We start from the raw sequence: 22210 nt of genomic DNA, 5'->3' as shown, positions 1-22210 counted from the left end.
CTTCTAGTTAAAATTTATTTACTTTGTTTAATTTTTGCTTGTGCTGCTGCAAGTCTTGCGATTGGCACTCTGAAAGGAGAACATGATACATAGTCGATTCCTACAGAATTTAAGAATTCAATTGTATCAGGATCGCCACCGTGTTCACCACAAATTCCTACATGAAGATGAGGGTTAGTTTCTCTTCCTAGTTTGAAAGACATTTTAATTAATTTACCAACACCTTTTTGATCCAATTTTGCAAATGGATTAAAGTCGAATATTTTTTTATTTTCATATTCGTTTAAGAATTTTCCAGCATCATCTCTTGAAAAACCGAATGTCATTTGTGTTAAGTCATTTGTACCATAACTAAAGAATTCAGCTTCTGTTGCGATTTCATCAGCAAGTAGGGCAGCTCTAGGAATTTCAATCATTGTTCCAATTTTGTACTTAATGTTTTCGTTTAATTCTTTTAAAGTCATTTCGATTTCTTCAACGATTTCTCTTTTAACATATTTTAATTCTTCAATTTCTCCAACTAATGGAATCATTATTTCAGGAGTAATTGAGATGTTTAAGTCTTTTTGTGCTTTTATTGCAGCATTTATTATAGCTTTTGCTTGCATTCTATATATTTCAGGATAAGTAACTGCAAGACGGCAACCTCTGTGTCCAAGCATTGGGTTTACTTCTTCCAAATCTACGATAACTTCTCTTAGATGACTTTCTTCGATTTTCATTTCTTTTGCCAAGTTTTTAATATCTTCGTCTTCATAAGGTAAGAATTCATGTAGAGGTGGATCAAGTAATCTAATTGTTACTGATTTTTCTTTTAATACAGAGTAGATATCATAAAAATCTTTTTCTTGCATTGGTCTGATTTTTTCTAAAGCTTCAACTCTTTGTTCAATATTTTCTGAAAGAATCATTTGTCTTACAACAGGGATTCTGTCTTTGTCAAAGAACATGTGTTCAGTTCTACAAAGTCCAATTCCTTCAGCTCCGAATTCTACAGCTTGTTTTGCATCTCTAGGGTTGTCAGCATTTGCTCTAACTCCTAAATCTTTAATTTCATTTACCCAATCCATGAAAATTTTAAAGTTTCCAGTTAATTGTGGATTTAATTTTTCGATTTCACCTTTATAGATAATTCCAGTTGTTCCGTCAAGTGAAATTATTTCACCTTCTTTGATTACTTCATTTTGAGTTTTTATAACTTTTTCAGCTTCGTCAACTTTTATTTCACTAGCTCCTGCGATACAACATTTACCCATACCTCTTGCAACTACGGCTGCGTGAGAAGTCATACCACCTCTAGCTGTTAAAATACCTTCAGCTTCAATCATTCCTTCGATGTCTTCTGGAGAAGTTTCTTGACGAACTAAGATTACTTTTTCTCCTGCTTTTACTGCATCAACTATATCTTTTGAGTGGAAATAAACTTTACCACTTGCAGCTCCCGGAGAAGCAGCTAAACCTTTTGAAAGGATAGGAGTCTTTTTCATCATTTCAGCGTTGAAGATAGGGTGAAGAAGTTGATCTAAACTCTTTGGTTCAACTCTTAAAATAGCTTCTTCTTTTGAAATTAATCCTTCATTAACTAAATCTACTGCCACATTGATTGCAGCATCTGTAGTTCTTTTTCCATTTCTTGTTTGTAATAAGAATAATTTACCTTTTTCAATAGTAAATTCAAGGTCTTGCATATCTTTATAATGATTTTCTAAAACTTTTGCGATTCTTAAAAATTCATCATAAACTTCTGGCATAATTTCTCTTAGTTTTTCAATTGATTCTGGAGTTCTAATACCTGCAACAACGTCTTCACCTTGAGCATTCATTAAAAATTCTCCGAATAATTTGTTTTCTCCTGTACTTGGATTACGAGAGAAAGCTACACCAGTACCACTTGTATTACCCATATTACCAAATACCATTGCTTGAACGTTTACAGCAGTTCCTAGTGAATCATCAATACCATTTAATTTTCTATAAACGATAGCTCTTGGGTTCATCCAAGATTTAAAAACTGCTTTAATAGCTATGATTAATTGTTCTATTGGGTCTTGTGGGAATTCTTTTCCAGTTTCTTGTTTAAAAATTTGTTTGAATTTTTCAACTAAAACTTTTAAATCTTCAGCTGTTAGTTCAGTATCTAATTTTAGATTTTTTTCTTCTTTAATTCTGTCAAGTTCATTTTCAAAATAAACTTTTGGAATTTCCATAGCAACGTCACTGAACATTTGAATAAATCTTCTGTAACTGTCAAATGCAAATCTTTCGTTATTTGTTGAGTTTGCAAGACCGATTACTGATTTATCGTTAAGACCTAAGTTAAGAATAGTATCCATCATACCAGGCATTGATACGACAGCACCACTTCTTACAGAAAATAATAGAGGATTTTCTGTACTTGAAAAACTTTTATTTAGCTTGTTTTCACAGTCTATAATGTGAGTTTTAATTTCCTCAATTAGACTTTCAGAAATTTTTTCTCCATTTGTGTAAAAATTATTACAAGCTTCTGTAGTAATAGTAAAACCAAAAGGAACATTTAGTCCAATGTTAGTCATTTCAGCAAGATTGGCACCTTTACCTCCCAATAAAGATCGCATGTCTTTATTGCCTTCATCAAAATTGTAAACAAATTTGCTCATTTTTTTCCTCCAATTACTTATTAATTTTTAATAGATGTTTTAAAATTATATCAGCTGTTTCTTCAATAGCTTTTGCTGATACATCTATTATAGGACAGCCTATTTTTTTCATTATTCGGCTAGAATATTCAAGTTCTTCAAGTATTCTATTTGAATTTGAATAAATACTATTATCAGGGAGACCTAAAGATTTTAGTCTTTCCTTTCTTATGCTTTCTAACTTTTCTGGAGTGTTTGTTAAGCCTATTATTTTTTTAGGCGAAACTTTGAATAGTTCATCTGGAACCGGTGTTTCCGGCACTAGTGGAATATTCGCAACTCTAATATTTTTATTTGCAAGATACATTGATAGTGGTGTTTTAGATGTACGAGAAATTCCAATTATTACAAGATCTGCAATTAAAACTCCTCTTGGATCTTTTCCATCATCATAACGAACTGCAAATTCGATAGAGTCAATTCTTTTAAAATATTCTTCGTTTAATTTTCTTAAAGCTCCTGGTGTGTTTCCTGGAACTATATTGCTCACTCTTTGAATTGCTAAAATAGATGCAGAAAGTAAATCAACATTGTTCATGCTGTGAAGTTCTGAAAACTTTTTAACATAGTCCAATAGTGGAGCGTCAACTAAGGAATAAAATAAAATCGAATTCTCAGTATCTTTACATTTGTTTAGTATCTCTGAAAGATCAGAAAATTCTCTTATATGAGAAAATCTTTCGAAAGTGTACTCAATGTTATTAAACTGAGCTAATGCGGCACGTGCAAGTTGTTCCGCTGTTTCTCCAGTAGAGTCAGAAATTAAAAAAATGTTAAGCATTTATCTTCCTCCTTACTAAATATATTATAAACTTTTATACTAGGAAATACAAGTTTTTTAATTATTTTACTTTTAAAATTAAATATGATAAAATTAGAAGATAATATCAATAGTTTATTCTGTTGATATGGCAGTATAATTAAATAAAATGATTATAATACTTGAATTTATGGTATGTAATAAGGTAATAATTATATATTTTCACAAGCATGGAGGTGTATTTTTTGATAAAAGTTAGCAAAAAAAATAATTCAAGAAAAAAAATATATAAAAAAATAAGTATTTTTTTGGGTGCACTATTCATATCAATTTATTTATTAGGGGTTATTATATTTTCTTTCATCGCATTGCCTAATACGAAGATAAATGGTAATGATGTTAGTTATGTAATGATAGATGATGTTTTTAATAAAGATTGGACTGATGTTTCAATTAAGTTAAATCGTGTTGACGGAAAAAGTGATTTCTTTAAACCTGAAAAAATAAATTATAAGGAAGAATATGTTGCAGACAAAAAAATTCTACAAAATCAATTTACTTGGCCTTTAGCGTTTTTTACAAGTCGAGATTTTAAATTGGAAGTTAATATAAGTTATGATGATGAAAAATTTGAAGAATTTTTAAAGAATACTTTAATTCTAAAAGGTTTAAAACATCCGGAAGATGCGAAGATTATATTCAAAGATGGAAAGTATGAAATTCAAAGCGAAATTTTAGGAACTTATACAACAAAAGAAAAGTTGAAAGAAGCAATTCTAATTGCATTGTCTGAAAGAAAAGAAAGTATTGATATGAGTACAATTTCAGAACAACCGAAATTGAAAAAAGATGATAAATCTTTACAAGACGCTCTTTCAAAATACGAAAAAATTTCTCAATTAAAATATGAGATTAATATTGGTTCAAACAAAGAAGTTCTAGATGGCGAAATTTTAGCAAATATATTTACATTTGTTGATGGGGAATTAAAGCCAGATGAACAAAAAGCTAGAGATTATATAAGAAGACTTGCCATTAAATATGATACTTTTGGAATGGATAGAAAATTTCAAACAACTGGAAAAGGTGAAATTGTCGTTTCTGGTAAAGAAGGAATTTATGGATGGCAAATTGATGTTAATAAAACAAAAGATCTTTTAGTTGAAAAACTTTTAACTTTCCAATCTGATTCTATTGAACCTGTTTTTATTCATAAGGGACTGTATTATGATAAGGAAGATGATATTGGAAAAACTTATATAGAGATTGACTTAACTAGACAACATATGTGGTTCTATAAAGAAGGAAAGCTCCTTTTAGATACTGATATTGTTACTGGTGATGTTAGTAAAAAAGTTGAAACTCCAGTAGGAGTTATGAAAGTTTGGAGTAGAGAAAAAGACAGAAATCTAAAAGGATTATCTCCGTTAGGATATGACTATGTTGCGCATGTTGATTATTGGATGCCTATAAACTGGAAGGGCGTAGGAATTCATGATGCAAATTGGAGAAATGGAAAATTTGGTGGAAGTATATATAAAACATCAGGAAGCTATGGATGTATAAATACGCCACTTGAAAAAGTAAAACAAATTTATGATAATGTTGAAATAAATACTCCAGTTATAGTTTATAAGAGTAATTAAAATTTAGTTTAGTGATTAAGCCTATTTGACTTAATTACTAAGCTTTTTTTGTTTAAAAATGGATATAAAATAAAAAAATTCAAATCATAATATATTGCAAAGTAAATATCTCGACACGTCATTTCGACCGGAGTGAAAGGTATTTTTGTAGTTAAAATTATTAATTTTTCAACTGTTGACTTTTTACTTTAATTGTATTATATATAGTATAAATATAAAGTTCTAAAAAGGAGATTTAATTATGGAAAATATACGGGATAAAAAATGGTATGATAATGTCTTGTGGATTTGCATAATAAGTTATGCAATTATATACATAACTCAAAATGTAGGAGGATGGATTACACCTAAATTAGTAAGATTTTTATTTACATCTGGATTGTTGAAAGCTAATGAATATACTTATACATTTCTTATGTATATTTTATTTATTTATATATGGATTGTAGTGTTTTTTGTAATATTCATTTTTAAAAATAATCATTATATAATTGATAAAATAACAAATAAGTCTAAGGGAAATAACATAGCATACTTATTTTTAGGATTATTGATAGGATTGGTGTTAAATGGATTTTGCGCTTTAATTGCTATGATAAATGGAGATTTTACTTTACGATTTAGTCAATTTGAAATATTTCCTGCAATTGGATTGCTATTTGCTGTTTTTGTTCAATCTTCTGCAGAAGAGTTATTATGCAGAGGATTTATGTATCAGCGTTTATTAAAATCTACTAATAGTCCAGCTTTTGCAATTATATTTAATTCACTATTCTTTGCGGCTTTACATTTGTTCAATAATGGAATGTCGATTTTGCCATTTTACTGTATATTAATTTTTGGTGTTTTAACATCAATGATTGTATATTATTTCGACAGTTTGTGGATGGCAATGGGATTACATGCAATGTGGAATTTTACTCAAAGTATATTGTTCGGATTACCAAATAGTGGAATAAATGTTCCATATTCTATTTTCAAAATAGGGGGTTCAGTAAAAGGAAGTTTCGCTTATAATCCAACATTTGGACTTGAAGGAACTATTTTATCTTGTGCTTTAATGACTGCTTGTTGTGTGGCATTGTATCTTTGGAAGTCAAAGAAAAATAAAGAAGAAACAGTTTTAAATTAACAATTAATAAAGTTTAGCAATTAAGATAAAAAAATTTCTTAAAAGCTAAACTTTTTTGTTGACTTTTTGTATTATCTGTATTATAATATATAATACAAGGAGATGAGAGAAATGTTTTTTATTGATACTTTGTCAGAAGTGCCTATTTACACTCAGATTTGTAATGGTATTATTAAAGAAATTGCAGAGGGAAATTTAAAAAATGGAGATGAATTACCTTCTGTTAGACAACTTGCAAAAGATTTTGGAATAAATCCTATGACTGTAAATAAGGCTTATGGAATTTTAAAAAGTGAAAATATTATAGAGATTGACAGACGTGTAGGCTCGATTGTATATGTTAGATGTACAGAAAAAGATATTGAAAATATAAAAGAAAATTTACAAAATTTAATTAATGAAGTTAAGATGAGGAAACTTAGCAAGGAATTTTTAATTGAACTTATTGAAAGGAGTTTTTAGTATGATTTACGATTTGATTTTGAATGGATCTCTATGGATGGTTTTTGCTATAAGTTATTTTTCACAAAAGAAGGGATTTTCTTATAATAATGGAAAAATTTTACTTACTACAATTCCTATAAATGAGGTAGATAGTAAGGAAGTGCAAGAAATTAGTAAAAAAGGTTTAAAGAGTTTTAAATTACTTCATTTAGTATTTTTTATAATTTCATTTTTACCATTATTTGTTAATAGCGATATTGAAATTCTATTTTTTATCGGAATTATATTTGCTTATTTAATTTCTCTAGGATTTTTGTCAAATAAATATATAAAACAAATGAGAAAGCTAAAAAAGGAAAAGAACTTTGCGAGTTTTACTAGAAAGTATGTGGATTTATCCGTTGCAAAGGAAATAGATAAACAAAAACTTCCAATTTTTGTATGGGTAATTCCATTGATTGTTTTTGTTGGCGGATTTTCTATTTTTGGAACTTTTTCTGATATTGAGTTAATTTTGTTTATTTGCTTGTCAACAACTTTAATAGCAATGATATTTATGGGACTATTCTGGAGAAGGTCTAAAATATCAGTTATAAGCGATAACAAAGAAAAGAATTTATATATAAATAAAAATAAAATTATTAAACTTCAAAATATAATTTTTACTTTAGTAAATGTATATTCTGTTTTGTTTTTAGGTTTAGTATTTTTACAAAAACTGGATAAATACTCTTTTCTTCCTCTTGGAGCAAGTATAATACTGATTACATTTTTTATATTTTATATTATATCTACTGTTAATAAAATTGATATGGAAATAAGCAGTAATATTGAAGATGATAAATTCATTGAGGATGAAGATGAATACTATGATATTTTTGGATATAAAAATCCTAATGATCCAAGGATTTTAGTTTCTGATCCAATGAATAGTAGTAGTACAGTTATTAATCGAGGAAATAAAAAAGGTAAAATATTATTTGCAATTACAAATATGCTTCTCGCATTTGTAATTATATTCGGGCTAGCACTAATTTTTGAAAAAGACTGGAAAGTTGAGATTTCAGATACTATTAAGATTTCAACAATGCTTTATAAAGATAATATAAAACAAAGTGATATTGAAAATATAGAATTGCTTGATAAATTTCCAAATAAAAGAGCTATTAGGATGAATGGTGGAGCTACTAAAGAAAAAGCTTATGGAAATTTCTCTTTAGAGGGAGAAGGAAATGTTAGGCTTTATGTTTTCAACAAAACAGATAAGGTCATAAAGATAAGCAGAAAAAATCAAAAGTCAATTTATATTAATATGAGAACAAATGAAGAAACAGAAGAGCTTTATGAAAAATTGAAAAATTTTAAAAAATAAATAGAAATAAAAAAAATGCATTGTCAATTAGACAATGCATTTTTTTACTTATTTTAAAAGTTCAACTATATGTTTTTCGATATCTTGTGGAGATGTAGTTGGAGCAAATCTTGAAACAACATTTCCATTTTTGTCTACAAGAAATTTTGTAAAATTCCATTTAATTTTATTTCCCAAAAGGCCTGATTTTTTTGCCTTTAAAAACTTGTATAATGGATGAGTATTTTGTCCATTAACTTCAATTTTTTCAAACATTGGGAAAGTTACTCCATAATTTAAACTACAAAATGTTTTAATTTCTTTGTTTGTTCCAGGATCTTGATTTTTAAATTGATTGCAAGGAAATCCTAAAACAACAAAATCCTTATTTTTATATTCATCATATAGTTTTTGTAATCCTTCTAATTGTGGAGTAAAACCACAAGCACTTGCTGTATTTACTATTAGTAATACTTTATTTTTAAATTGTTGCATGGAAACTTCATTTCCGTCAATGTCATTTACTGTAAAATCATAAATATTCATTTCTACCTCCAAAATATTATATAAGAGATTTTTATTTATATACCCTAATTTTATTTTTATTAAACATTTAACCCTTTAATTTTACGTATTTTATTATTTGTTACAAATAATAATATTAAATTTATTAATATTTTTGTGATATAAAAATATAAATTGTTAAATGAATTTATGTGTATAAAATGAGCAAATTAAATATTTGACATTCTTATGCTTTTATAGTATAATAGTGCACGTATTTTATAATAAACTATGAAGAGGACGGAGCTTGTGAATTAATAAAGAGAGATAGTGTATGGTGCAAACTATTTTATGAAACAAACTCGTATCACCTTGGAGTTTTTTGGTTAATCCCGTTAAAGATTTTTGAGTGATTTAAGATTTTTTATCTTAAATAATTTGGGTGGTAACACGGAAAAATTTCGTCCCTAAGATTTTATCTTAGGGATTTTTTTATAGAAAAAATGGAGGTATATATGGCAAAGTTTAGAGAACTTTCAAAAGAGTCCGTTAAGGATAGAGAAATGAAAATATCTGAATATTGGAATGAGATAGATTTGTTGCATGAATCTGTAAATTCAAGAGAGGGACATGATAATTATATTTTTTATGATGGTCCTCCAACAGCAAATGGTAAACCCGGTATTCACCATGTTATAAGTCGTACTTTAAAGGATATGACTTGTAGATATAAAACTATGAAAGGTTATAAAGTTAAGAGAAAAGCAGGTTGGGATACTCATGGACTACCTGTTGAAATTGAAGTTGAAAAGAAATTAGGACTTACAAGTAAAAAAGATATTGAAGATTATGGAGTAGAAAAATTCTGTAAGGAATGTAGAGAATCTGTTTTCGTTTATGAAAGTAAATGGAGAGAAATGTCTGAGAGAATGGCTTTCTTAGCAGATATGAACAACCCTTATATAACTCTTGACAACAATTATATTGAATCTGTTTGGAATCTTTTAGATGAGATTTTCAAAAAAGGTTTAATGTATGAAGGAGCTAAGATTTTACCATACTGTCCACGTTGTGGAACTGGTCTTGCTTCTCACGAAGTAGCTCAAGGTTATGAAATGATTAAGACTACAACAGTTTATGCGAAATTTAAGAAGAAAGATGAAGATGCTTACTTTATCGCTTGGACAACAACTCCTTGGACTCTTCCTTCTAATGTTGCTTTGACTGTTAATCCTAATGTAACTTATGTTAAGGTAAAATATAAAGATGAATTTTTCTATTTAGCTGAAAATCTAGCAACTAAAGTTTTAGGAGAAGATTATGAAGTTGTAGAAAAATATTTAGGAAAAGATATGGAATATTGGGAATATGAACAACTTATTCCTGAAATTGAAGTAAAACAAAAAGCATTTTTTGTAACTCTTGCAGATTATGTTACTGTTGAAGACGGTACTGGTATAGTTCATACTGCTCCAGCATTTGGGGAAGATGACTATCAAACAGGAAGAAGATATAATCTTCCGTTAATCAATCCTGTTAATGAAGAAGGGAAATTCAGCACTACAAGATATAAAGGTAGACCAGTTATGGAATGTGATGCTGATATTATCACATATCTTTTTGAAAATAATAAGGCTCTGAAAAAACAAAAGGTTGAGCACAATTATCCACATTGTTGGAGATGTCATACACCTTTGATTTACTATTCAAAACCATCTTGGTACATTGAAGTAACTAAATATAAAGATAAGTTAATTGAAAATGCAAAGGGTGTAAATTTCTATCCTGATTTTGTTGGAGAAAAAAGATTTGGAAACTGGCTTGAAAACTTAAATGACTGGGCAATCAGCCGTTCAAGATATTGGGGAACTCCTTTCAATGTTTGGAAATGTGATTGTGGACATTGTACAAGTGTTGGGTCAAGAAAAGAATTGGTTGAAAGAAGTATTGAAGATATTGATGAAAATATAGAATTACACAGACCATTTGTAGATAATGTTCATTTAAAATGTGAAAAATGTGGTGGCACAATGACTAGAGAAAAAGATGTTATTGACGTTTGGTTTGACTCTGGGGCAATGCCATTTGCACAACATCATTATCCTTTTGAGAACAAAGAAAACTTTGGAGAATTATTCCCTGCAGATTTTATTTGTGAAGGAATTGACCAAACTCGTGGATGGTTCTATTCATTACTTGCAATTTCAACATTAATAACTGGAAAATCTCCATATAAAAATGTTTTAGTTAATGACTTAATTTTAGATAAAGACGGAAAGAAAATGAGTAAATCTCGTGGAAATACGATAGATCCTATAGAATTGTTTGATAAATATGGTGCTGATGCTGTAAGACTATATGCTCTTTATGTTTCTCCACCTTGGGTTCCTACTAGATTTGACGTTGAAGGACTTAGAGAAATTGAAAGTAAATTCTTTAGATCTTTCAAGAACACATATAATTTCTTCCAACTTTATTCAGGAACTGACGATATAGATCCAAGAGAGTTCTTTGTTGATTATGATAAGAGACCTGAAATAGACAGATGGATATTATCACGTTTTAATAATCTTTTAAAGATGTATAGTGAAAATATGGATAAGTTTGAAGTTACAAAAGTTGTTCGTGCAATTTCCGATTTTGTAATTGAAGATCTTTCAAACTGGTATATCAGAAGAAATAGAAGAAGATTCTGGAAAACAGAAGTTGACGATGATAAGAAGGCTGTTTATAATACAACTTATGAAATCTTACTTGGAATTTCAAAGATTGTAGCTCCAATTACTCCTTTTGTTGCTGAAGAAATGTATCGTAATTTAACAGACAAGAAGAGTGTTCATTTAGATTTCATTCCTGAATGTGATGCTAGTTTAATTGACGAAGCATTAGAAGAAAAGATGGAAATTGTAAGAAATCTTGTAACAATTGGTCGTGCAAGTCGTGAAAAAGTTAAGATTAAGGTTAGACAACCACTTTCTGAAATAGTTGTTGATTTTGCTTTAAAAGAAAAAATTGGTGATTTAGAAGAGTTAATAATGGAAGAACTTAATGTTAAGAAAGTTGTATTCGAAAAAGACTTATCAGGATTTATGAACTATATGTTAAAACCAGATTTCAAAGTTTGTGGAAAAATCTTAGGAGCTAAAATTAAAGCATTTGGAAACTTCTTAAATGAAACAAATCCTAAAGAATTCTTAGAAAAACTTGAAAATGGGGCAGTTCTTGTAAACTTGAATGGGGAAGATACTGAAATTCTTAAAGAATATGTTGACGTAAAAGTAAGCGCTAAAGAAGGATTTGACGTTACAATGGAAAATAATCTATTTGTAATTTTAGATACTACTTTAACTGATGAATTACTTGATGAAGGTTTTGCAAGAGAAATAATCTCTAAGATACAACAAATGAGAAAATCAGCTGATTTTGATGTGCTTGATGAAATTAAAATTAAATATACTTGTACAGATAGATTGAAAAAAGCGGTTGAAAACTACAAAGAGTTTATTATGAAAGAAACTTTAGGTGTTGAATTGACTTTTGTTGATTCATTGTATACAGAAGAAGTTGATTTCAATGGAGAGCTTGGAAAATTATTTGTAGAAAGAGTTTAATAAATATTAAAAATCAACGAAGAAATTCGTTGATTTTTTTGTTCAAAAAAAAAGCACAGTTAATCTGTGCTTTTGTTTTTTATATTTAGATTATTATAAGTTTTCTCTAAATAGAGGCATACTCATACATCTTGGGCCCCCACGACCTCTAGATAATTCACCTGAATCAATCTTATGAAGTTTTACCCCTTTTTCTTCAAGTAATTGATTTGTAATAGTGTTTCTATCATAAACAATAGCTTCTCTAGGTGCAATAGCTAAAGTGTTGTATCCATCAGACCATTGTTCTCTATGAGTATCTAAAAGTCCACCTTTTCCCATACGGATAAATTCAATTTTATCTACATGAAGATATTTTTTCAATGCAACTTCAATATCAGTTGATTCAGTTTCAACTTTTACTTTTCCATCAACTAATTTTAGAGAATAAATTTCTAATGTCTTTTCAATTTCAGGGTGAAGAGTATATAAATCTCTATCAACTGAAGTTAAAACAGTATCAAGGTGCATGAAAGCTCTATTATCTGGAATTACCATTGCAAGTACAGTTTTTACTCCGTTTTCTCCTTCAAGAAGTCTTTTTGCAATTGTTTCAATTGCAAGTGGAGTTGTACGTTGTGAAATACCGATAGCTACAACATCCTCAGATAAAACTAAAATGTCTCCACCTTCGATTGATGGAACATCAGTTCTATCATACCATTTTTTGATTCCTTTGAATTCTTTATGGTGTTCAAATATTTGTTTTCCAAAAAGAGTTTCTCTTCTTCTTGTAACAGACCACATTGTATTTAAACTTACACCATCTTTAATGAATGAAAATGGGTCTCTAGTGAAGTATAAATTTGGAAGTGGTTTTGAAATGAAGAAATCATGCTTTGAAACAATTTCGCTCAAAGTTGAAGGTTCTTTTAAATCTACTTCGTTCTTTCTAACACCTTCCATCATTTTTAAAACTAATTCTTTATTATCTTTTATAGAAAATAGATATTCTCTTAATAATCTTTTTTCATTTTCTACATACACATCTGCATTATCTAAAAATTCTTCAATAAAAGCAGTTCTTAGTCCATCATCATAAAGACTTTCAGCACACAAATCTTCAAGATAGAATACTTCGCATCCATTTTGTCTAAAAATATTAGCAAACATATCATGTTCTTTTTGAGCATTATCCAAAAATGGAATTTCATCAAAAAGAAGCTCATCTAGTAGATAAGGTGTTAAATTTATAAGTTCTTTATGAGGTCTGTGAAGTAAAACTGATTTTAATTTTCCTATTTCAGAATTTACATTAATTTTCATAGAATCCTCCTTAATCTTAATATGTATATTATATCAAATAAAATATGTAAAGACAATACATATTTTTAGATATATTGATAATTTTAGTACAAAGTATTACATTTTCAAATCAAGCTTGAAACTGGCCAAGATTTTACATTTTATTTAGCATAAAGAACAAAATAGTTCAAGTCATAGACTATGCAAAGTAATACTCCAAACACGTCATCTCGACTGTAACGAAGCGAAACTGAGTGTAGTGAATCTAGCCCTAACTTTGCTTGTTTACAAGTAATAGTAGGTCTGACGCAAAGATTGTTCAAATCTTCGATTTGAGTACAATCGACTGAGGAGATCTCATACTTTTGCTTTAGCAAAAGTAAATGTATCGAAGATACATCAATATTTTTATCAATAAAAAAACCGACTATTTTTGTAGTCAGTTTAGATTCGTGTTTATGATTTTTCTTTAATTATATTATCTGTAAGTTTTTTTGATTCTAGTTGATAAAACTAAAATTGCAACAAATGTAATTGCCATTTGAATTAAGTTTGGTACTGTTCTTGAAACAACATAGTACCAGAATCCTTTACCTCTTGTTAGAGAAAGCCAGAAGCTGTCTAATAAAATAGTAACTACAAAGGAAAAGATTGAAATTAAAGCAACTTTTAAAGTGATTGAAAGTTTACTTTCTTTTTCAATATTTTTTCCAAGTATAAGTCCTGGGAAAAATCCCATTATCATATTTGTTAACATATATCCTGGGAAATACATTCCAGGTGAACCTAATGTCATGAAATAAATCAATGGGTCAGATGCTCCTCCAATGATTGTTCCAAGTGTAGGTCCTAATATTATACCTGAGAATATCATAGGTATAAATCTTAGAGTTATTCTTCCACTTCTAGGTGGGAATAAATAAATATTTTGATAAGACAAAATAATTGTTAAAGCTATCATAAGTCCAGCGATAGCTAGTTGTGTGGTTGTAAACCTATTTTTCTTCATTTTTCTCCTTTCAAAATCAATGCCAACAGTGGATGCGAAAACTAACCACGAGTGTGTCTCTTCGTTTACAAGCAACATCCCATCTTGTAACACTTAATGCAAGTTTCCTACTCTGCCTAAAAAATAGGCTACTATTGGTATCACACGAATACTAGATAATTCTATAAGATTTTTAGAAAAATGTCAATATCTTATATTAAAACATAATAAATTTTTTTCGTAAATTTTTTATTAAAATTTGTATATTTTGACTATTTATGGTAAAATAATATATGTGCGAAAATATATATTTTAAATAGAGGTGAATTATGGGATTTTTTAGTGAACTTTTTAATTCTTCAGCAAAAAGACTTAAAAAAATAAATCCAATCGTAGACAAAATTATGTCATACGAAGAACAATATTCAAAATTAACAGATGATGAACTTAGAAATAATACAGAAATATTTAAGACAAGATTAGCAAATGGTGAAACTTTAGACGATATTTTACCTGAAGCTTTTGCAACTGTAAGAGAAGCTGCTTATAGAGTTTTAGGTATGAAACATTATAGAGTACAGTTAATTGGTGGGGTTGTTCTACATGAAGGTAGAATTGCCGAAATGAAAACAGGTGAAGGTAAAACTTTAGTAGCGACATTACCTTCTTATTTGAATGCGCTTACTGGTAAAGGTGTTCATATCGTAACAGTAAATGATTACCTTGCAAAGAGAGATAAGGAGTGGATGGGTAAAGTTCACGAATTCTTAGGCTTAAAAGTAGGTTGTATTTTACATGGTCTTTCAAATGATGAAAGACGTTATAACTATGGTTGTGATATCACTTATGGAACAAACTCAGAATTTGGTTTTGACTATCTAAGAGATAACATGGTTGTTTACAAGGAAGAATTAGTTCAAAGAGGACTTAATTATGCAATAGTTGATGAGGTTGACTCAATTTTAATTGACGAAGCTAGAACTCCACTTATCATTTCAGGTGAAGGAGATCAATCAACTGATTTATATGCACTTGCTGATAGATTCGTAAAGAGTTTAAAAGGAAGAATTGCAGATCCAAATGAAGAAAATGAAGATTTCTATAATAGAGAACTTAGAGAAGAAACTGTTGACTTTGTAGTTAATGAAAAACATAAAACTGCAAACTTAACTGAAATTGGTACTGAAAAAGCTGAAGAATTCTTCGGTCTTGTTAACCTTTCAGATCCAGTTAATATGGAAGTAGCTCATCATATCAATCAAGCATTAAAAGCAAATAATACAATGCAAAGAGATGTTGACTACGTTGTAAGTGAAGATGGAGAAATCTTAATCGTTGATGAATTTACTGGACGTATCATGGAAGGTAGAAGATATAGTGAAGGATTACACCAAGCGATAGAAGCTAAAGAAGGTGTTGAAATCAAATCTGAATCTAGAACTCTTGCAACAATTACTTACCAAAATTACTTCAGAATGTATGAAAAACTTTCTGGTATGACAGGAACTGCAAAGACAGAAGAAGATGAATTCAATGAAATTTATCACATGGATGTTATTGAAATTCCAACAAATAAACCTGTTATCAGAAAAGATCATCACGATAGAGTTTATGTAACAGAAGAAGCTAAATTTAAAGGTATTGTTCAAGAAATTGAAAGAATACATGCAAAAGGACAACCAGTGCTTGTTGGTACAATTTCAATTGAAATTTCAGAATTATTAAGTGCTATTCTTAAGAAAATGAGAATAGAACATGATGTGTTGAATGCTAAATTCCATGCAAGAGAAGCTGAAATAGTTGCTCAAGCAGGGGTGTTTGGTAAAGTTACTATTGCAACAAACATGGCAGGCCGTGGTACTGATATTCTTTTAGGTGGTAACCCAGACTTTATGGCTAAACATGAAATGAAAAAAAATGGTACGCCTCAATATATCTTAGACAACTTAGATTCATTCTGGGAAACAGATGATGAAGAAGTTTTAGCTGCTAGAAAAGTATTTAAAGAATTATATGATAAATATAAAGTTCAAACTGATGAAAATGCTAAAAAAGTTATTGAAGCTGGTGGTCTTTTCATAGTTGGTACTGAAAGACATGAATCAAGACGTATCGACAATCAGTTAAGAGGACGTGCTGGACGTCAAGGAGACCCTGGTGAATCAAGATTTTTCGTTTCTCTTTCAGATAACCTAATGCGTTTATTCGGTGGGGAAGCAATTCAAAGATTTGCTATGAGAAGAAATTACGATCCAGATGAAGTGCTAGAATTTAGTGCAGTTACAAGAGGAATAGAAAGATCTCAAGAAAGAGTTGAAGCTAACAACTTTGGTATCAGAAAGAACGTATTAAAATACGATGACGTTATGAATGTACAAAGAAATGTAATTTACAAAGAAAGACGTGCAGTTCTTGACGGAGAAGACATGAAAGATAATATTCAAGAAATGTTAAAAGAATTTGTAGATGTAACAGTTGAACAATACTCAAATGGAAAATCTATTGAATTAAGCGACTTGAAGTTAGCTATTGAAAATGCTTATTTACCACATGGCTTATTGAACTTTGATGAAATGAAAGGTTTAAATAAAGAACAATTAAAAGATTATATCAAAGAAGTTTCTCAAAAATATTATGCTGAAAAAGAAGAACAAATCGGTTCAGAACAAATGAGAGAAATTGAAAGAGTAATCATGCTTATGGTTGTTGATAGAAAATGGATGGATCATATAGATGCTATGGATCAATTAAGACAAGGTATCGGTATTAGATCTTATGGACAACAAGACCCAGTTAGAGCATACGGAGCAGAAGGATTTGAAATGTTCAACGAAATGAACGAATCAATCAGAGCAGATGTTCTAAAAGGATTATTCAATATTCAACCTGCAGGAGCTGAAATTGAAAGAGAAAGAGCTGCAGTAGAAGTTTCTACAAATGTTCAAGATGAACAAACTACTTATGTTAAAGGAAAAGAAATTGGAAGAAACGATCCATGTCCTTGCGGAAGTGGTAAAAAATATAAAAAATGTTGTGGAAAAAATAAATAAGATTTTTAGATTTTATAAAAATTAATTAGACTATCTGTGTATTCAGATGGTCTTTTTTAAAAATATAGTATAATGTAATCTATCATAATTTTATGGATATTATATATAAAATGTGATATAATTAGTGTAATAAAGTAAAATGGAGCTAAGAAAAATGGGACTATTTAGAAAAACAAAAAAAGAAAAGGAAGAAAGAAAAGAATTAAAAGATAAAATTGATAAATTAATGAAATCTTATAGTGACGAAAAAATTGATGGAGAAACTTATTTTAAAAAAATGATGAAACTAACTTCTTCATATAAAAAGAAGAAATAAAAAAAGTTACATTAAGGCGTAAATATAACATCCAACAAAAGCATCGAAGAAAATCCGAATATAAAAGAAAAAGTGACAAAAGATGTTGAAAAAATAAAGAATTTACAAGGAAAGCATTAAAATTCTTAGGAGTAGGATGCTTAGTTGCATATAGAGTTAGTGTTGGATTTAAAGATTGACCAAATGTAATTGATAAATTAAGAGATAGAAAATAAGGAGATTAGATATGGGATTCTTAAAATATATTTTTAAATCTGATAGCGATTTAGAAAATGAATATGAAAAAGAAAGACAAAAATGGTTGAAAAATGGCAGTAGAAAACATTCTAAAAAAATGACAAGTTTAAATAGAGAAATGTGTAGAAGATCAGATATAAAATATGAAAAAGAACATCGAAAAAGTAAAGATTCTAATTTCAGATGGACAGATGCAAATAGATGGGATAAAGATTAAAATATAAATTATAATACTACTCACTTAAAGTAGCCAATATTTGAAATTGAAACATTTATTACTTTTTAAGAATTTACTAAAATGTATTATAGAAAAATGTTTTCTAATATGATATAATATTTTATGAATTAAGAGATTAAATCTAAATAGTAAACTAAAAAATAATATTGTAAGAAATAAATAGATAAGTTAAGGGAAAGAGTGAAGTTATTTCGCTCTTTTCTGTTAATAGAAAGGTAAATTTTAAATCTGGAATTGAAATGGAAGTATGATTTAATACTAATATAAACCGTCAATTAAGAGTTAGGTTCTCTTGATTGGCGGTTTTTTGCATTGACTTTTACATGATTTATACATGTGATATTATCAAAAATGTTGTTTATAAGGTTATTGATAAGGAGTTGACCACATGAGTGATGTAATAAGCTGTTAGATGAAGCTATTAAAGAAACCGAAAACTTGTACGAAGGAGAAGTCTTTATTTTTTAAGGAATTGTTTAAAGGATATGTATGGAACAGGATACCGAGAAAGGATTGTACTAATGTCTTAGTAGATGTTTTTGAGATATTTTAAATAATATAAAAAAAACTTGAATAAATGCTCATATAACTATTGACACAAGAGAAAAATAATAATATAATAAATATACAACGTATGAATACTTGTCCAAGTAATCAGATGAAATGATTTAAAAAGAGGTGATAATATGACTAAAAAATTTAATTCAATTGAAAGATGTGACTGCAATGTAATTCATGAGGATATTGTAAATCAAGTTAGAGATAAAATGCCTCAAGAAGAAAGCCTTTATGATCTAGCAGAATTATTTAAAGTATTTGGAGATTCAACACGAATCAGGATATTATGGGCTTTACATGAAGCTAAAATGTGTGTTTGTGATATCGCTGTATTACTTAACATGACACAATCAGCAATTTCCCATCAGCTGAGAGTCTTAAAACAAGCTAATTTAGTGAAAAGCAGAAAAGAAGGCAAAGTAGTATATTATTCATTAGTTGATGATCATGTAAGAGAAATATTTGACCAAGGTCTAATTCATATCAACGAGAAGTAGTAATGCGGTAGAATAGAATATTTTTTGAAGATATTTGGGCATATATTTAAGTCTTCATTTCAAATGAGCAATGCTTCAAGAAAATTTGAAAAAGACTTGTAGTATTCAAAATAAAATTACAAATAATATTTAGGAGGATTTAATAATGAAAAAGAAATTTATACTTAAAGGTTTAGAGTGTGCAAATTGCGCGGCAAAAATGGAAAAGGCTATTAATGAGCTTGATGGAGTGAAAGAAGCTACTGTTAACTTTATGACCCAAAAACTCGTTATTGATGGTGAGGATGAAAAAATGCCAACAATAATAGCAGAGGCCGAAAAAATAGTTAAAAAAATCGAACCCGATACAACTATGAAAAAGGCTTAAAGGAGGCTATTTAGTATGACAAAACGACTATGGCGAATAATTATTGGTGCAGCCGTGTTAGCTACAGCAATATTGCTTAGTTTAAATAACGAATGGTTACAGATTGCTCTCTTTATAATAAGTTACATTATTGTAGGTGGAGATGTTGTAAAAAGAGCTGTAAAAGATATTCTTAAAGGTCAAGTTTTCGATGAAAATTTTTTAATGAGTATTGCAACAATTGGTGCATTTTTTATTGGTGAGTATCCTGAAGGTGTTGCAGTTATGCTGTTTTATCAAGTTGGAGAACTGTTTCAAAGCTATGCAGTTGGCAAGTCGAGAAAGTCAATTGCAAGCCTTATGGATATTCGACCAGATTATGCAAATGTTAAAAAAGGTGATGAACTTGTCAAAGTTGACCCAGATGAAGTACAAATTGGAGATATTATTGTAATTAAAGCAGGAGAAAAAATTCCTCTTGATGGCAAGGTAATTGAGGGAAGTTCAATGATTGATACATCGGCACTAACAGGCGAATCTGTTCCTCGCGAAGTAGAAGTTGGAAGTGATATCCTAAGTGGGTGCATCAACATTAATGGGGTTATTACAGCAGAGGTTACCAAGGAATTTGGAGAATCTACTGTAAGTAAAATTCTTGATTTAGTTGAAAATGCAAGTAGTAAAAAATCCAATTCAGAACAATTTATTACGAAGTTTGCGAGATATTATACACCGGTTGTGGTTATAATTGCAGTTCTTCTAGCTATTATACCACCTCTTGTTATAGACGGGGCGACTTTTAGTGATTGGATATATAGAGCACTAGCATTCCTTGTAGTATCCTGTCCGTGTGCTTTAGTTATTTCAATTCCTTTGAGTTTCTTCGGTGGAATAGGTGGAGCCTCAAAAAAAGGTGTTTTAGTCAAGGGTAGTAATTATTTAGAGGCATTAGCAGAAACTGAAATTGTTGTTTTTGATAAAACTGGAACACTAACGAAAGGTGTATTTAATGTACAGGAAATTCATCCAGAAGGAGTTTCCAAAGAAGAGCTACTAGAATTAACTGCACATGCGGAAAGCTATTCCAATCATCCGATTTCACTTTCACTGAAACGTGCATATAGCAAAGAAATAGACAATGGACGTATTTCAGATGTAGAAGAGATATCAGGTCATGGTGTTATTGCAACAGTAGATGGCAAAAAGGTTATGGCAGGAAATATCAAACTTATGAAAATGATGGATATCCCTTATTTCAAGGGAGAGCCGATCGGTACTATTGTACATGTTGCTGTTAATAACAAATATATAGGTTACATTGTAATTGCCGATGAGGTAAAGGAAGATTCAGCACAAGCAATCAAGGAACTTAAGGCAGCTAATATTAAACAAACAGTTATGTTGACAGGTGATAATAAAAGTATTGGTTCAAAAGTTGCTAAAGAGCTTGGTCTTGATAAGGTTTATGCAGAACTGTTGCCAGCAGACAAAGTTGAAAAACTAGAAGAATTATTTTCGCAAAAATCTAAAAAAGGTAAACTTGCCTTTGTTGGTGACGGAATCAATGATGCACCTGTATTAGCTCGTGCAGACATTGGAATAGCAATGGGTGGTTTAGGTTCTGATGCGGCCATTGAAGCTGCTGATGTTGTAATTATGACTGATGAGCCATCGAAAATTGCTACTACAATGAAGATTTCTAAAAAGACACTAAAAATTGCACATCAAAACATAGTATTTGCAATTGGAATAAAAATAATTGTTCTTATTTTGAGTGCTTTTGGAATAACTACTATGTGGGCAGCTATATTTGCAGATGTAGGTGTAACTATCATCGCAGTATTAAATGCTTTTAGAGCTTTGAATGTAAAGAATCTATAAACTATTTTTCCTATTCACCCCTTGAATGATACCGATAATTGACGATATAATCAAGGTGTATTTTTTAATTTAAAAACTATAAATGAAAATTGGTTGGGATTTACCATGAATTAAATGGTTTTAAAGATATGGAGGTTATGTAATTGAAAGTTATTGATGAATGTTGCTGTGAATGTATCACACAAAATTTAAATAGAACAAAGGAGAGTTGCCCTGTCTGTAATAATGAAGGAGTAACAGTTAGTAGGATAACCGTTGAACACTTGGTGACAGATGATTATCGTAATGCCGTTGATGGAGATAAATATAAGATATGCATGAATGAGGACTGCGACGTTATTTATTATAACTTAGATAAAGAAATAAAATTCTTAAAAGACCAAGTTAGGGTTCCTATCTGGTTTAAGAAAGATGCAGATCCTAAGTATGCTTGTTATTGCAGCAAAGTCACAGAAGATCAGGTAATTGAAGCAGTTGTAAAGCATGGTGCGAAAACTGTTAAAGAAGTAAATGCCATAACTGGAGCAATGAAAAATTCGCTTTGTAAGGAAAACAATCCTTTGGGGGTATGTTGTCATAAGATTATTCAGGAAGCCATTGATAAGGGATTAACCATGAAATGATTTGAGTTGATATGTTCTCACGAACAGACAAAACCGTTGATATCTTTCCACAAACGAGAGCCAATG

General features: G+C 29.6%; 17 protein-coding genes, 1 pseudogene and 1 riboswitch. Of the genes and pseudogenes, 13 read left to right on the top strand and 5 right to left on the bottom strand.

Annotated features, from left to right (window positions below):
* Positions 1-14 precede the first annotated feature (14 nt).
* On the bottom strand, positions 15-2639 hold the full coding sequence (gene ppdK / locus LW893_RS06280) for a pyruvate, phosphate dikinase (RefSeq protein ID WP_233056441.1): 2625 nt from the start codon (positions 2637-2639) through the stop codon (positions 15-17).
* A 13-nt stretch (positions 2640-2652) separates the two neighbouring features.
* Entirely contained in the window at positions 2653-3459 is an 807-nt protein-coding gene (locus LW893_RS06275; protein ID WP_233056440.1) for a pyruvate, water dikinase regulatory protein, read from the bottom strand.
* A 215-nt stretch (positions 3460-3674) separates the two neighbouring features.
* Here LW893_RS06275 and LW893_RS06270 point away from each other — a divergent pair, with 215 nt between their 5' ends.
* From LW893_RS06270 to LW893_RS06255, 4 genes are all read left to right on the top strand, one after another.
* Positions 3675-5084, top strand: coding sequence for a L,D-transpeptidase family protein (locus LW893_RS06270; protein ID WP_233056439.1), 1410 nt, complete (start codon positions 3675-3677; stop codon positions 5082-5084).
* A 241-nt stretch (positions 5085-5325) separates the two neighbouring features.
* The gene (locus tag LW893_RS06265) at positions 5326-6216 is read left to right on the top strand and encodes a CPBP family intramembrane glutamic endopeptidase (RefSeq protein WP_233056438.1); all 891 of its coding nucleotides are present in this window, start codon (positions 5326-5328) and stop codon (positions 6214-6216) included.
* 111 nt (positions 6217-6327) lie between these two features.
* The gene (locus tag LW893_RS06260) at positions 6328-6678 is read left to right on the top strand and encodes a GntR family transcriptional regulator (protein ID WP_233056437.1); all 351 of its coding nucleotides are present in this window, start codon (positions 6328-6330) and stop codon (positions 6676-6678) included.
* 1 nt (position 6679) lies between these two features.
* A complete protein-coding gene (locus tag LW893_RS06255) occupies positions 6680-8032 on the top strand; it encodes a PH domain-containing protein (protein ID WP_233056436.1) in 1353 nt (450 codons plus the stop codon).
* A gap of 48 nt (positions 8033-8080) precedes the next feature.
* Here LW893_RS06255 and LW893_RS06250 read toward each other — a convergent pair whose 3' ends face one another.
* Positions 8081-8557: a glutathione peroxidase gene (locus LW893_RS06250; RefSeq protein ID WP_233056435.1), complete on the bottom strand. Its 477-nt coding sequence runs from the start codon at positions 8555-8557 to the stop codon at positions 8081-8083.
* Between the two features lie 473 nt (positions 8558-9030).
* On the opposite strand from LW893_RS06250, the gene ileS reads away from it, so the two are divergent.
* On the top strand, positions 9031-12126 hold the full coding sequence (gene ileS, locus LW893_RS06245; RefSeq protein ID WP_233056434.1) for an isoleucine--tRNA ligase: 3096 nt from the start codon (positions 9031-9033) through the stop codon (positions 12124-12126).
* A gap of 93 nt (positions 12127-12219) precedes the next feature.
* Here the strand turns inward: ileS and LW893_RS06240 are convergent, their stop codons facing one another.
* A complete protein-coding gene (locus LW893_RS06240) occupies positions 12220-13431 on the bottom strand; it encodes an arginine deiminase (RefSeq protein ID WP_233056433.1) in 1212 nt (403 codons plus the stop codon).
* 457 nt (positions 13432-13888) lie between these two features.
* The gene (locus LW893_RS06235) at positions 13889-14419 is read right to left on the bottom strand and encodes a folate family ECF transporter S component (protein WP_233056432.1); all 531 of its coding nucleotides are present in this window, start codon (positions 14417-14419) and stop codon (positions 13889-13891) included.
* Positions 14420-14443: 24 nt separating this feature from the next.
* Positions 14444-14536: riboswitch (THF riboswitch) on the bottom strand.
* Between the two features lie 191 nt (positions 14537-14727).
* Here LW893_RS06235 and secA point away from each other — a divergent pair.
* The 8 genes and pseudogenes from secA to LW893_RS06195 all read left to right on the top strand — a co-directional run bounded on the left by secA (position 14728) and on the right by LW893_RS06195 (position 22144).
* The gene (secA, locus tag LW893_RS06230; RefSeq protein WP_233056431.1) at positions 14728-17448 is read left to right on the top strand and encodes a preprotein translocase subunit SecA; all 2721 of its coding nucleotides are present in this window, start codon (positions 14728-14730) and stop codon (positions 17446-17448) included.
* Between the two features lie 154 nt (positions 17449-17602).
* Positions 17603-17764 (top strand): hypothetical protein, encoded by a 162-nt coding sequence (locus LW893_RS06225; RefSeq protein WP_233056430.1) that lies wholly within the window; start codon positions 17603-17605, stop codon positions 17762-17764.
* Between the two features lie 226 nt (positions 17765-17990).
* Positions 17991-18218: a hypothetical protein gene (locus LW893_RS06220; protein WP_233056429.1), complete on the top strand. Its 228-nt coding sequence runs from the start codon at positions 17991-17993 to the stop codon at positions 18216-18218.
* Between the two features lie 426 nt (positions 18219-18644).
* Positions 18645-18753: pseudogene (locus LW893_RS06215) on the top strand (DUF1413 domain-containing protein); the annotation flags it as partial.
* 172 nt (positions 18754-18925) lie between these two features.
* Positions 18926-19294 carry an ArsR/SmtB family transcription factor gene (locus LW893_RS06210; RefSeq protein WP_233056428.1) on the top strand — a complete coding sequence of 123 codons (369 nt, stop codon included), beginning with the start codon at positions 18926-18928 and terminating at the stop codon, positions 19292-19294.
* Between the two features lie 145 nt (positions 19295-19439).
* The gene (locus LW893_RS06205) at positions 19440-19661 is read left to right on the top strand and encodes a cation transporter (RefSeq protein ID WP_233056427.1); all 222 of its coding nucleotides are present in this window, start codon (positions 19440-19442) and stop codon (positions 19659-19661) included.
* Positions 19662-19676: 15 nt separating this feature from the next.
* Positions 19677-21521 (top strand): heavy metal translocating P-type ATPase, encoded by a 1845-nt coding sequence (locus LW893_RS06200; protein ID WP_233056426.1) that lies wholly within the window; start codon positions 19677-19679, stop codon positions 21519-21521.
* Positions 21522-21664: 143 nt separating this feature from the next.
* On the top strand, positions 21665-22144 hold the full coding sequence (locus LW893_RS06195; protein ID WP_233056425.1) for a Csac_0668 family 2Fe-2S cluster-binding (seleno)protein: 480 nt from the start codon (positions 21665-21667) through the stop codon (positions 22142-22144).
* The last annotated feature ends 66 nt before the right edge of the window (positions 22145-22210 follow it).

This window comes from Parvimonas micra (assembly GCF_021300775.1).
GTDB lineage: Bacteria > Bacillota > Clostridia > Tissierellales > Peptoniphilaceae > Parvimonas.
The sequence above is the reverse complement of the archived record's forward strand: the minus strand, read 5'-3'. Positions and strand labels throughout refer to the sequence as shown.